The sequence below is a fragment of the Pseudomonas sp. EMN2 genome (assembly GCF_009650555.1).
Classification (GTDB): domain Bacteria; phylum Pseudomonadota; class Gammaproteobacteria; order Pseudomonadales; family Pseudomonadaceae; genus Aquipseudomonas; species Aquipseudomonas sichuanensis.
Genome location: NZ_VZZR01000089.1, coordinates 32596 through 45998 on the forward strand (window position 1 = coordinate 32596; position 13403 = coordinate 45998).

Sequence of the window (13403 nt, forward strand, 5' to 3'; positions counted from 1 at the left end):
GGAGATTGTTCGATGAGCTCCATTCGACGGGTATTTACGCTGTCCTCCCTGGCTGCTGCGCTGGCAATCCTGCCGATGGCGCAGGCGGCGGACCAGGCACCGGCTTCGCCGCTGATCAAACAGATCAACAACGGCAACTGGCTTGAGCCCAAAGAAGCCGAAAGCCTGCGCGATGAGCTGTATTACCAGCGTGCCATCTACGCCTACATGACCATGCTGCCGGCACTTAACACCATTGGCATGAAAGACGGCTCGGAGAAAGCCTTCGGCGCCGGCTACAACGTGTTGCCGATCTGGAAGCAACGCATGGACGCGCGGACCATGGTGCCCACGCCCAACGCCGACGTGATCTACTCGATGAGCTACCTGGACCTGAAGCAGACTGGCCCGCTGGTGGTAAAAGCGCCTGGCAATGTCATCGGCATGTTCACCGATTTCTTCCAGCGCACGCTGACCGATGTCGGCGCCATCGGCCCCGACCGCGCACGCGGCGGCCTCTATCTGCTGCTGCCGCCGGACTACAACGGGCCCGTGCCGGGCGGCTACTTCCCGGTCAAGTCACGCACCTACAACGTTTTCCTGTTTTTCCGCACCGTCATGGCCAAAGGCGACGGCAAGCCTGACCCGGCGCCGGCGGTCGCCAATGCCGAAACCACGCGGGTCTACCCGTTGTTCACCGTGGAGAAAGACGTCAAGCCGATGCAGTTCCCCGACGCCAGCGGCAAGGCGCTGAACATGATGTACCCGGTCGACAACACGTACTGGACCAAGCTAAAGGCCTTCGTCGACTATGAGCCGGTCGAAGCCATCGACCCTGAGTTGCGCGGTGTGCTGGCATCGATCGGCATCATCAAGGGCGAACCCTTCAAGCCCACCGCCAGGCAGGACGAACTACTGAAGAAGGCTGTCGAAACCGCACCCAAGATGATCCTGGCCAATCGCCAACTGGGCCGCGAAGACAAGCGCAACCTCTATTACTCGGACCGCCAATACGAAAACACCTGGGCCGGCGGCACCAACGACTGGATGCAGGACAGTTACCTGGACGTCAACCAGCGCGCCAACTTCTTCCAGTTCGCCTATTCTTCGGCACCGGCCATGGTGATGCACACTACCGGGGCCGGTTCGAAGTACCCCTTCACCGGGCGCGACAAGGACGGCAAGTTCCTCGAAGGCGGCAGTACCTACAAACTGCGCCTGCCACCGAATCCGCCCGCTGCGTTGTTCTGGGCCGTGACGGCGTACAACATCACCGACGGCACGATGCCCGAAACCAAGCAACTGCTGCCCTCCACCAATGGCTACTACGACATTCCCAAGCAGGCGGATGGTTCGCTGGAGATCTGGTTCGGCCCCGAAAAACCGGCAGAAGTGGCTGACGCAGCCTTCATCCAGACCATACCGGGGCGTAACTTCCTCGTGGCCTTGCGTTTGTATGGGACTGAGGACGCCTTCTACGACCAGACATGGAAGCCGGATGATGTGGTGAAGGTCAGGTAAGACGATTTCTGATCGCCACAACCAGGAGCTGTGTGTCGAAAGTAGCCATTCACGACGGGCAGCTAACGACCCGAAGCAGACGCTGGAAAAAGGGACCCGTTGGCGTGACGCGCACTCTGTGGGAGCGGGTTTACCCGCGAAGCAGGCGCCGCGGTGGATGGCACCGGCTGTGCCGGTGTTCGCGGGTAAACCCGCTCCCACAAAGATTGTTTTTGGGCTCAATGACAGCTTCGGGTCGTTAGCTGCCCGTCGTGAATGGCTGCTTTCGACCCATAGCTGCCCTTCATCACGGGCAGCAAGTCATCAGCCGATAGATACGCAGCTCCTGCTCACAGTTGTCTCGGAGGTCAGAAGGCCTCCATGAAGGCCTGGCCACTTCAACAGGCTACTGGCCGAGCGCCAATTCCTGCGCAAGAAAGGGTGCGGTTCGGCTATCTGCCATTCGAGCCACCTGCTGAGGGGAACCCGCCGCCACGATGCTGCCGCCGGCAGCGCCCGCGCCAGGCCCCACGTCGATCACCCAGTCGGCCTGGGCCACCGCGCGCATGTCGTGCTCGATCATCACCACGGTGTTGCCGGCATCGACCAGGCGCTGCAACTGCACCAGCAGCCGGTCGGCATCCGCCGCATGCAGCCCGGTGGTCGGCTCGTCGAGCACGTACAGGCTGCGGCCGCGCTGGCTGCGCTGAAGCTCGGTTGCCAGCTTGATGCGCTGCGCCTCACCACCGGAAAGTTCCGTGGCCGGCTGCCCCAGGCGCAGGTAGCCCAACCCGATATCACGCAGCAATTGGAGGGGCCGAGCCACGGCGTCTTCACCTGCAAAGAATTCGCTGGCCTCGTCCACGGTCATCTGCAGCACCGCGGCGATGTTGCGTCCATTCCATTGCACCTCCAGCGTCGCGTCGTTGTAGCGTGCACCATGGCACGTCGGGCACGGCGCATACACACTGGGCATGAACAGCAGCTCCACGCTGACGAAGCCCTCACCTTCGCAGGTCTCGCAGCGCCCCTTGGCCACGTTGAACGAGAAACGTCCGGCGTCATATCGGCGGCGACGTGCATCGGGCGTGGCGGCGAACAGCTTGCGCACGTGGTCGAACAGGCCGGTGTAGGTGGCCAGGTTGGACCGGGGCGTGCGCCCGATCGGCTTCTGATCCACCTGCACCAGGCGCTGCACGGCGTCCACGTCACCGGCCAGATGACCACCGGTTGCCTCGATCACTGCCGGCCCTTCGCTGGTGGCGCTTTGGGCAGCATCGTCTTCAGGCTCGTGGCCCAGGTGCAGCAGCACCAGCTCCGGCAGGGCCTGCGCGACAAGGCTGGACTTGCCAGAGCCGGAGATGCCGGTGACCGCCGTCAGCACGCCCAGCGGAATACGCGCATCCACGCCACGCAGGTTATGCCGGTGGATGCCGTGCAACTGCAGCCAGCCGGTCGCTTCGCGTGCTCGGCTCCCCGGCGTGGGGGTTTCGTCGAACAGGTAGCGTGCAGTGTGCGACTCGGCAATCTTGCGCAGGCCATCCGGCTCGCCGCTGTAGAGCACGCGACCGCCACGCTCCCCGGCATCCGGCCCGACATCGACGAGCCATTGCGCGCGGCGCATCAGGGCCAGGTCGTGCTCCACCACGAACACCGAATTGCCGGCGTCGCGCAGCCGGTCGAGTGCGTCATACAGGGCCTGGCTGTCGGAGGGGTGCAGCCCCGCCGAGGGCTCGTCGAGCACGTACACGACGCCGAACAGCAGGGAACTCAATTGTGTGGCCAGTCGCAGGCGTTGCAGTTCGCCGGCCGAAAGCGTCGGTGTGGCGCGGTCCAGCGTCAGGTATCCAAGCCCCAGGCCGCGCAGTTGGCGCAGGCGTGCCATCACTCCAGCGGCCAGGCGCTGCGCGGCGAGACGCTTTTCTTCCGACAGCGCGTTGGTGCGGCGCACGTCGGGCGAAACTGCATGGACGGCGCGGCCGGAAGCCGCGCGTTCGGCACGGTCGCGCCGGGTCGTTTGCTTGTCCGTATCCGCCCCCGCGGCATGGGCGCGGAAATCGCCCTGGGCAATGGGGTCGAGCAGGGCAGCCAACTGGTCCAGCGGCATCTGCATGAAGGCGCCGATGTCCACGCCGGCGAAGGTTACCGACAGCGCCTCGGGCTTGAGCCGCTTGCCGTGGCAGGCGGGGCACGGCTTGCCTTCCATGAAGCGGGACACGCGCTTTCTCATCAGCGCGCTCTGGGTATTGGCAAAGGTGTGCAGCACATAGCGTCGGGCGCCGGTGAAAGTGCCCATGTAGCTCGGCTCCATCTTGCGCTTGAGCGCGGCGCGGGTTTCGGCAGGCGTGAAGCCGGCGTACACCGGCACCGTCGGTGTTTCCTCGGTGAACAGAATCCAGTCGCGGTCCTTCTTCGGCAGGTCCTGCCACGGCCGGTCAACGTCGTAGCCCATGCTGACCAGGATGTCGCGCAGGTTCTGCCCTTGCCAGGCGGGGGGCCAGGAGGCGATCGCCCGCTCGCGGATGCTCAAGGAGGGATCGGGCACCATGATGGCCTCGGTCACCTCGTACACATGGCCCAAGCCGTGGCAGGTCGGGCACGCCCCCTGCGGCGTATTGGGTGAAAAGTCCTCGGCGTACAGCATCGGCTGGTTGGCCGGGTAGGCGCCGGCACGCGAATACATCATCCGCACCAGGCTGGAGAGGGTGGTCACACTGCCCACGGAGGAACGCGTGTTGCTGGAGCCTCGCTGCTGCTGCAGCGCCACCGCCGGCGGCAGGCCATCGATCGCATCGACGTCCGGCACGCCGACCTGGTCGATCAGTCGACGCGCATAGGGGGCCACCGACTCGAAGTAGCGCCGCTGTGCCTCGGCATAGATAGTGCCAAAGGCAAGCGAGGACTTCCCGGAGCCGGAGACACCCGAGAACACCACCAGCGCGTTGCGCGGGATGGAAACGTCCACCTCTTTGAGGTTGTTCTCGCGTGCACCGCGCACCTGCACGAGGCCGCTGGCTGCGGCGGTACAAGAGGATTCACCGAAAGAAGCGTCTGGCATGTTCGTGTCCTGTGGTTCGTGAGGTGGCGATGGACCGATTTCGCGGCAGGTCGGTCAAGCGTCCGGGCTTGCCCACCTCGAATGCGAGACGCTCAATCAAGTGAGCCAGCTTTATCCAGCGCCTTGGGCGCTTTGTCGGTAATCGCAGGCATGATGATGCGAGAGCCACGATAGCCGATGCTGTGGTTCCATACCCAGCTCAACGCGACACTGAGACGATTTCGCGTGCCGATCAGAAAGTAGATATGCGCGAGTTTCCAGATCCACCACGCAAAGGCACCACGCAGTTTCACCCGCCCCATGTCAATGACTGCCAGGCTGCGGCCGATGGTGGCCAGGTTCCCCTGATGCCGGTACTTGAAAGGCCCGTCGGCAGGCTTGCCCTGCAAACGCCGGCCAATGAGGTTGGCGACGTACTTCCCTTGCTGTTTGGCTGCCGGGGCGATACCCGGTACGGGCTTGCCATCGGCCATGGTGCACGAGGCGGTATCACCAATGACGAAGACCTCCGGGTGACCGGCCACCGTCAGGTCGGGTTCAACGACCACTCGACCAGCACGATCGGACGCGGCACCCAACCAGCGAGCCGCCGGAGACGCCTGGACGCCGGCGGCCCAGACGATGGTCTTGGCCGAAAGGCGCTGGCCGCCATGCACCACGCCGTCAGCCGAGCATTCGGTGACCGGCGAACCCAGCACAACCTCGACCCCGAGCTTTTCGAGCGCCCGGCGCGTATAGGCCGACAGATCCTCCGGGAAGACGGACAACAGGCGCGGGCCCGCCTCGATCAGCACAACACGCGATGTGCTCGGGTCGATTGAGCGAAAGTCACGGGTCAGCGTGTCGCGTGCAAGCTCGGCGATAGTTCCGGCCAATTCAACCCCGGTGGGTCCACCACCGATGATGACGAACGTCTGCAGCGCGGCACGCTGCTGTGGGTCGCTGGTGCGCTCTGCCTCCTCGAAGGCCGCGAGGATTCGGCCCCGAATGGTCGTGGCATCTTCCAGCGTTTTCAAACCCGGTGCGAAAGCCCCCCATTCGTCGTGTCCGAAGTAGGCATGGGTGGCACCTGTCGCGAGCACGAGTGTGTCGTAGGTTTGCCGCGATCCATTGTTGAGAATGACCTGGCGCGCGTTCTGGTCGATACCTTCCACTTCCGCCATCAAGGTGTTCACTTCCGGGCGATTGCGAAACAGATGGCGAATAGGCCAGGCGATCTCCGATGTCGAGAGTGACGCCCCTGCAACCTGGTAGAGCAAGGGTTGGAACAGGTGATGATTGCGTCGATCGATGATCGTCACATCGACCTCGGCGCCCGCAAGCCGGTTGGCAACCTCGATCCCGCCGAAGCCCGCTCCGATGATGACGACGTGATGTCGGTTTTCAGAGGTCTTTTTCATGACCTGGTCTCCTCTGTGTCAGCGTTTCAGCGCCGATGCGTGGTGTGCCATATGCTCGCCAATGAAACTGGCAATGAAGTAGTAGCTGTGGTCATGGCCTGGGCGCAGATTCAACCTGAGCGGGTGCCCTGTCTCGTCGCAGGCTTTGCGCAGCAGGTCGGGCTGAAGCTGGCTGTCCAGGAACTCGTCGGCCAAGCCCTGATCCACCAGCAACGGCAAACGCTCCTGCACAGTGCGAATCAGTTCCACGGTGTCGTATTGCTTCCAGGCTTCCCGATCGCTGCCCAGGTACGCCTCGAAGGCTTTTTGCCCCCAGGGAACCTGGGTCGGGGCGACGATGGGCGAGAAGGCCGAGACGCTTTGATAACGGCCCGGGTTGCGCAGGGCGATGACCAGGGCGCCATGCCCACCCATGGAGTGGCCGCTGATGCTCCGCTGCGCTGTCACGGGAAAGTGGGCCTCGATCAGCTCCGGCAGCTCCCGCACGACGTAGTCATACATCCGATAGTTCGCAGCCCAGGGTTGCTGCGTGGCATTGATGTAGAAACCCGCGCCCTGCCCAAGGTCATAGGCAGGATCGTCGGCGATGCCTTCGCCGCGAGGGCTGCTATCGGGCGCGACGACGGCAATGCCATGTTCGGCCGCGTAGCGCTGGACGGCGGACTTGGTGATGAAGTTCTGCTCGGTGCAGGTCAGGCCTGAAAGCCAGTACAGCACCGGCACCTTGCCGTGCTGCGCTTGCGCAGGCAGATAGACGCCGACTTTCATCGTGCAACCGAGTGTCGTGGAGGCGTGCTGATAGACGTCCTGCCAACCATCAAAGCTGGCGTGATGTTCGAGGCGTTCCATGTTGTTCTCCAATGTTCAAACGAACGGCACAGCGATCGCGTGCCAGGACGGCGGCTCGTCAGGAAGATTTCTGGTCCGCTGCCGTGTCGCCATGGGCGTGCCTGATCCTGCGCACCACCCACCAGATCGACAGCATCACCATGGGCACCAGAGCCGCCGTCACCGGCGCCACAACGTTGTGGATGATCGCGATGCCCTTGAGCAGATAGCCCAGAAGACTCACGACGTAATAAGAAATTGCCGCGACCGACAGGCCTTCGACGGTTTGCTGAAGGCGCAATTGCATCTTGGCCCGGTTGTTCATCGAAGCCAGCAGATCGCGGTTCTGGCGTTCGAGTTCGACGTCGACCCAGGAACGCAGCAACGCGATGGCCCGGGTAAGCTTGTCGGAGAGCTTGGCCTGGCGCTCCTTTACCGATTGGCATGTGCGCATGGCCGGAGCGATGCGACGCTGCAGGAAGTCCGCCCAGGTGCAGTACCCTGATACGGCCTCTTCCGAAAGCGCAGCCAGCCTTTCTTCGACTATCTCGTAGTAGGCACGGCTGGCGCCGAAGCGATAGAGATTCGCCGCAACGCCAGCTTCCAGCTCGGCAGCCAGGCCGGTCAGTTCGGAAAGCAGCACGTCGTTGTCGCGCCGTTCTGCCAGGCTCGTGCACATCTCTTCGGTGATTGCAGCAAGGCGCGACTCCATGCGTCGCAGCTTCGCTCCCATCGATCGTGCCAACGGCAGGGACAGCAACGCCAAGGTGCGGTAAGTCTCGACCTCCAGCAGGCGTTGAGCCAGTGCTCCCACCCGTGCTGGGGTCAAGTCGCGAGTAAGGACGAGGATCTGCGTCAGGCCATCTTCATCCTGTCGGAAATCGGTCAGGATGGCGGCAGAGCCGTTCTCCACCAGCGAGTAGCACAGGCTGGCAGGATCGAAGCGATTGGCTTCCTGCTCCGTTTCCGGCGTCCATGGCAGAAGTTTCAAACGGATGCCGGATATGACCGGGCCCGGAGCCACAAATCCATGCTTGAACGGATTTTCGCCGCACGGCGCTCCTGTTTCGCAATCCAGTGAAGCGCACCAGAGATAGGTCGAGAACTCGGTGTGCTTTTCGCAGTGCAGGCCTCCCTCATCCCATGTCACGCCGTGGAGCGGCGTAGCGTGGTCAGGTTCGCCAGTATTGAAACGATGAGACAACGTGCTCATCGCCATTTGATCCTTGGCCACGTCGCCTTCAGTCATGAAAGCGAGCTGCAGTATGCCGCGAGGGGCCTGAAGCAACAGATGCGGGCGCGCATGCACTTCGCCCACGGCTGCCGCACGATCGGCAAAGGCCGGCATGCCGTACACGGTGGTGGTCGGGGAGGGGTGTGCGGTCGTCGTAATGATGTGCGCCGGCTTTTTCATAACGACCTCATCTCTGATTGGTTGAAAACACACTTCAAGGCTTAAGCCCGCAGCCATGCGTTTCGCACATGGCTGCGGGCCGTTCTTCATCAGCTGGCACCGTCGCTGTACAGCGGCTTGTGCTGACCCGTTCAGAACGCCCTCAGCCTTGTTGCTTTCAGACGAAGGTGTACGAACAGACCTTGTTGCCCGCCGGATCACGCAGGTAGGCCGCATAGGCCCCCGGCAGGTGGCTACGTGCGCCAGGTTGCCCCTCGTCGGTGCCGCCTGCGGCAAGGCCGGCGGCGTGGAAGGCATCCACTTCGGCGGGAGTGGCGGCCGCAAAGCCGATCGTCATGCCGTTGCAGGAGGGCGCTTCACCATTGCCCGGGCGGGCGATGATGAAAGCCGGTTTTTCGCGACCGAACAGCACCCACCCATTGCCGAAAGGGCCGAGGTTGTTGATGCCGAGGGCACCCAGCGCGGCGTCGTAGAATGCGGCCGACTTCTGAACGTCGGCGGCACCGATGAAGACGTGCGAGAAGATGCCGTCGCCGGAGATGACAGGATTGGACATGGCTAATTTCCTTGATGGTTGGTGTTGAGTGGTTAGTGGGTGATCAGTAGTGGATCACTGTGCGAATCGACTTGCCTTCATGCATCAGGTCGAAGGCCTTGTTGATGTCTTCGAGACCCATGGTGTGGGTGACGAAGGGGGCGAGATCGATCTCGCCTTTCATGGCGTCTTCCACCATGCCCGGGAGTTGGGAGCGACCCTTGACACCGCCGAAGGCCGAGCCCTTCCAGGTCCGGCCGGTGACCAGCTGGAACGGACGGGTAGAGATTTCCTTGCCGGCACCGGCGACGCCGATGACGATCGATTGGCCCCAACCACGGTGGGCTGCTTCCAGGGCCGAACGCATCACGTTGACGTTACCGATGCACTCGAAGGTGTGATCGACACCCCAGCCGGTCATCTCGATGAGCACCTCGTGGATCGGCTTTTCGAAGTCCTTCGGGTTAAGGCACTCGGTGGCGCCGAAGGTACGAGCCAGTTCGAACTTCGCCGGATTGGTGTCGATGGCGATGATGCGACCTGCTTTGGCCTGGCGTGCACCCTGAATCGCCGCGAGACCGATGCCGCCGAGGCCGAAGATGGCCACCGAGTCGCCCGGCTGCACTTTGGCCGTGTTGTGAACGGCGCCGATGCCGGTGGTCACACCGCAACCCAGCAGGCAGACATGCTCGGGATTGGCGTCAGGGTTGATCTTGGCCAGCGAGACTTCGGCGACCACCGTGTATTCGCTGAAGGTCGAGCAGCCCATGTAGTGGTAAAGCGGCTGGCCGTTGTACGAGAAGCGGGTCGTGCCATCGGGCATCAAGCCCTTGCCCTGGGTGGCGCGAACCGCAACACACAGGTTGGTCTTGCCGGACTTGCAGAACAGGCACTCGCCGCATTCGGCGGTGTACAGCGGAATGACGTGATCGCCAGGTTTTACGCTGGTCACACCTTCACCCACCTCCACTACGATGCCCGCCCCCTCGTGACCCAGTACGACCGGGAACAGGCCTTCGGGGTCGTCGCCCGACAGGGTGAAGGCGTCGGTATGGCAAACGCCAGTATTGGTGATCCTGACGAGCACTTCGCCCTTGCGCGGCGGCTCGACGTCGATCTCAACGATTTCCAGCGGCTTTCCAGGCCCGAAGGCGACTGCGGCACGTGATTTCATGATGTCGTTTCCTCGTTAACTGGTTCAGGAGCGGAGCATTCCGCTGTGTTGTCAGTTTGGGAAACGGCAGGGATGTTGTATATGGAATTGTCGCGATTTTATAATTCCTAAATTTGGAATAATTAGCGTATGACGAAGCTGGCCAAGAGGCATGGGCAATGACCAAAGATATCGAACTGCTGCGCATATTCCGGGTGGCAGCCGAAAGCAGCAGTTTTCGCGACGCAGCCGTGCGCCTGGGGACTTCCCCGCAAGGCGTCACGCGAGCCATTCAGCAACTGGAGAGTCACTACGGCGAGGTGCTGTTCCATCGCAGCACGCGGCAGGTGCGCATTACCGCCTATGCCGAAGGCCTGCTGGAACAGGTGCGCCCTGTGCTGGAGCGGTTCGAGGATCTGTGGCGGCCGACTGTGGCCGACCAGCAGGATGTGCTGTCGGGCACGGTGCGCATCACCGCGCCGCACAGCCTGGGTACCAGAGCAGTTCTACCGGCGTTGGAGCGGGTTGCCGAGCGTCATCCCGGGATCACCCTGGATGTGCGCCTGTCCGACCGTATCAGCAATACGGTTGACGACGGGATCGACGTTGGCATCCGGGTCGGGTTCATGCGCGATAGCCGTTTCGTCGCGCGCAGGGCAGGCGACATGAGGCTGCCCATCGTTGCTGCGCCACGGCTTATCGAGAAAGTGGGTGCACCTGGCGATATCGATGCGCTGGCCGGCCTGCCGATCGCCGCAGCCCTGGACACCAACACCGGCCGCCCTTGGCCTTGGCATTTCAAAGCGGGACAGCAGTGGATACCCGCAGCTCCCACCCTTATCGCCGACAATGCCGACATGGAATTAGGCGCCGCATTGGCCGGGGTCGCCTTCGCCCAACTGGCGGACTACATGGCGGCTCCCTACATTGCCAGCGGGAAACTTGTGCAGGTGTTGCAAGACGAAGAGCCTCCGGCATGGGGCTTGTACGTTTATCGCCCTCAGCGTGGCCCCGTTCCGGGAAGGGTTCGAGTGGTGTTTGATGAAATGCTGGCGGCCGTTGGGGCGCTGCCAGCTTTGCGCTGACACGCCGCAAAGCGCTGTTGGACCTACGGCGTGGAAAGCGAGGCACTTTTTGCTCAAATCACTTTCACCGCACGGCCAATGAACTTCACCGGCCCCGTCGGCAGCCCGGTAGGCGAGCCGCCGGATTTCTCCAATGTCAGCTCGAACAACTGGTTGGCCTCCAGCGGTGGCAGGCTCTGCAGCGGAACACGATAGGGCTCTCCGGGCTTGACCAGGCCCAGTGAAACCGGTGCTTGCCACTGTTCGCCCTTGGTCCAGAACTGCAGGGCCATGCCTTCGGGGACAACATCCTGGCCAAGCGGGATCAGCTCGATCATGCGGCTGTCGCTGGTCTGCACCACCCAGCCGGCGGCCTGGCTGCTCGGCGCCACCAATACCACCACGAATTGAGTGGTGGGTGGGGGCGCAGTCAGCAAGGTAAACGCCAGGACCGCGCTTGTAGCCAGCGCCGCAGCACTCAGCCCTTGCCACAGGCCGAGGCGTCGCCACCCTTTGACGCGCTGTTGTACGGAGGGTGCGGCAAGCTCATTCAGGCTGCGCTGAATACGGCCCCACAGGCGGGCGCTCGGTGGCTGCGGCGCAGCCAGCGCGGTCAGCTCCAGCAAACGTGCCTCCCAGGCATCCACGGCGGCGCGCAAAGCCGGATCGTTGCCCAGGCGCTCGGTCACTGTGGCGTGTTGCTGTGGCGACAGGGTTCCCAGCACGAACTCGCCGGCGAGGCTGTGCAGTTCCTCGGCAGTATCCGGCTTCATTCCAGGCACTCCCGCAATGCCTTGAGGCTGCGCTTGATCCAGGCTTTGACGGTGCCCAATGGCGCCCCCAGCAGCCCGGCGATTTCGGCGTGGCTGCAGCCGTCCACATAGGCGTGCAGGATGCAACGCTGCGGTGCAGGCTGCAGTTTTTCGAGGCAACGGTAGATCTTCGCCGACCCTGACCAGAGGTCAGTGTCATTGAATCCCCCGTGCAATGTGGGCGTCGTATCCATATCGGCTTCGTCCAGCACGGTTTCACGGCGGGTATCGCGGATCGAATTTAGCGCCAGGTGGCGGGTGATGCTGTAGATCCAGCCGCGCGCCGAGCCGCGTGCCGGGTCGAAGCTGGCGGCGCGGGTCCAGATGCGGATAAAGGCATCGTGGACGATGTCTTCTGCGCTGGCGTCGTCGCGCGCGATGCGTCGGGCAACGCCCAGCAGGCGCGCGCCTTCGTAGTCGTAAAGCGCCTGCAGGGCGCGCCGGTCGCCCTGTGCGCAGGCCAGCAGGCAGCGGTGGAAGTCGAACGGGGCGACGGGCGAGTTCAACGTGTGCGGCTTCCTTGTGTCATGCAAGGTACCCCGGCCATCCAGCCGGGGGCTTGCCAACGAGCGTAGATGAACGATTGCAAGGTGTCTGCTCAAGTGCGTCTTACTTGGCTGTCCAGAACACATAGTCGGCCTGGTACTGGACGACCTGCTTGGCACCTTTGTTCTGCGCCGTGCAGTCGCTTGCCGGCGCCACGCCGCCGCGGGTGGCCAGGCGCTGGATGTAGCTGACGCCCTGCATGGCGCCTTTGCCTTCGGCCGGGTTGGCCTTGACCAGCTGATAGGGGATGGCGTCCTTTTCTGCGGGGGCCACCGCCAGCTGGGTACCGGTGACTTTCGATCCGTCCTTGGCCTGCCAGGTGGCGGGTGGGCCGTAGTAATCGCCCACCTGTTTGCCGGCACGGTCATTGAGCACGGCCTTGGGGCCGACGAAGGTCCATTCGGTCTGGCCGGGGGTATTGGCCTTGTCGCGGCACTCGTAGGTGATCTCGCCGACGCCGACGGTCTCGAGCAGGACGCGGTGGCCATCGGGGACCTTGACCGCATCTGGTAGCGCGGATTGGGCGTGAGCGGGTTGCAGCGCCAGGGCGAGGCTGCAGGCGAGCAGGCAGGCGGAGGGTTTGAGGCTCATGGGTCGTGCTCCTGACAGGTCATTTGGCTGGGCAGCCACAGGCCGCCCATAAGCAATACCCGCCAACGGGTGGACTGGATGCACTGGGTGGGAAAAATTGATTTCGCCCATCACGACCGGCAGCTGACGATCCAGAGCTGCCGGTGAGCCCAACAGTAGTTTTCGTAGGAGCGGGCTTGCCCCGCGAACACGGGCGTAGCCCGTGCCAGGCTATTGCTTTTCATGGGCCGGCCTCTTCGCGGGGCAAGTCGCATCGGCGCACCGCCGCTCCCACAGAATTATTGTCAGCCTCACCGGCAGCTTTGGGTCGAAAACTGCCGGTCGTGGATGACCGCTATCGACCCATTGCGGACGCTCACGAAAGGCTGATTTCAGCCAAAAGCGACGAGCGCAGATGGGCTTCAGTGCACGTGGTACTCACGCTATCTGCAATCTCGCTAGGCTTTGTATGAAAACCTTTGAAATGTCGCCAGCGCCTCTGGAGGCCGGATTTTACGTAGAGTTCTCGCCTTTTAGGCGAAGG

At 63.0% G+C, this 13403-nt stretch carries 11 protein-coding genes; 2 read left to right on the plus strand and 9 right to left on the minus strand.

Features of this window, described 5'->3' with window-relative positions; all coding sequences use genetic code 11:
* The first annotated feature begins 12 nt into the window (after positions 1–12).
* Complete coding sequence (locus tag F6X61_RS22495; RefSeq protein ID WP_153788606.1) at positions 13–1500, plus strand: DUF1254 domain-containing protein; 1488 nt, start codon at positions 13–15, stop codon at positions 1498–1500.
* Positions 1501–1885: 385 nt separating this feature from the next.
* Here the strand turns inward: F6X61_RS22495 and F6X61_RS22500 are convergent, their stop codons facing one another.
* The 6 genes from F6X61_RS22500 to F6X61_RS22525 all read right to left on the minus strand — a co-directional run bounded on the left by F6X61_RS22500 (position 1886) and on the right by F6X61_RS22525 (position 9888).
* Complete coding sequence (locus F6X61_RS22500) at positions 1886–4537, minus strand: excinuclease ABC subunit UvrA (protein ID WP_153788607.1); 2652 nt, start codon at positions 4535–4537, stop codon at positions 1886–1888.
* A 92-nt stretch (positions 4538–4629) separates the two neighbouring features.
* A complete protein-coding gene (locus F6X61_RS22505) occupies positions 4630–5937 on the minus strand; it encodes an NAD(P)/FAD-dependent oxidoreductase (protein WP_153788608.1) in 1308 nt (435 codons plus the stop codon).
* An 18-nt stretch (positions 5938–5955) separates the two neighbouring features.
* Complete coding sequence (fghA, locus tag F6X61_RS22510; protein WP_153788609.1) at positions 5956–6786, minus strand: S-formylglutathione hydrolase; 831 nt, start codon at positions 6784–6786, stop codon at positions 5956–5958.
* A 58-nt stretch (positions 6787–6844) separates the two neighbouring features.
* Positions 6845–8179, minus strand: a complete 1335-nt coding sequence (locus F6X61_RS22515) for a DUF3422 family protein (RefSeq protein ID WP_153788617.1) — start codon at positions 8177–8179, stop codon at positions 6845–6847.
* A gap of 157 nt (positions 8180–8336) precedes the next feature.
* Positions 8337–8735 carry a VOC family protein gene (locus tag F6X61_RS22520; protein ID WP_153788610.1) on the minus strand — a complete coding sequence of 133 codons (399 nt, stop codon included), beginning with the start codon at positions 8733–8735 and terminating at the stop codon, positions 8337–8339.
* 43 nt (positions 8736–8778) lie between these two features.
* Positions 8779–9888, minus strand: a complete 1110-nt coding sequence (locus F6X61_RS22525) for an S-(hydroxymethyl)glutathione dehydrogenase/class III alcohol dehydrogenase (protein ID WP_153788611.1) — start codon at positions 9886–9888, stop codon at positions 8779–8781.
* 158 nt (positions 9889–10046) lie between these two features.
* Between F6X61_RS22525 and F6X61_RS22530 the strand changes: the two genes are divergently transcribed.
* The gene (locus F6X61_RS22530; protein ID WP_153788612.1) at positions 10047–10952 is read left to right on the plus strand and encodes a LysR family transcriptional regulator; all 906 of its coding nucleotides are present in this window, start codon (positions 10047–10049) and stop codon (positions 10950–10952) included.
* Positions 10953–11005: 53 nt separating this feature from the next.
* Here the strand turns inward: F6X61_RS22530 and F6X61_RS22535 are convergent, their stop codons facing one another.
* The 3 genes from F6X61_RS22535 to F6X61_RS22545 form a co-directional block, all read right to left on the minus strand.
* On the minus strand, positions 11006–11704 hold the full coding sequence (locus tag F6X61_RS22535; RefSeq protein ID WP_153788613.1) for an anti-sigma factor domain-containing protein: 699 nt from the start codon (positions 11702–11704) through the stop codon (positions 11006–11008).
* Positions 11701–12249 (minus strand): sigma-70 family RNA polymerase sigma factor, encoded by a 549-nt coding sequence (locus tag F6X61_RS22540; RefSeq protein ID WP_153788614.1) that lies wholly within the window; start codon positions 12247–12249, stop codon positions 11701–11703. Before F6X61_RS22540 ends, F6X61_RS22535 begins: the two co-directional genes overlap by 4 nt.
* A 103-nt stretch (positions 12250–12352) precedes the next feature.
* Entirely contained in the window at positions 12353–12880 is a 528-nt protein-coding gene (locus F6X61_RS22545) for a DUF3455 domain-containing protein (protein WP_153788615.1), read from the minus strand.
* Between the last annotated feature and the right edge of the window lie 523 nt (positions 12881–13403).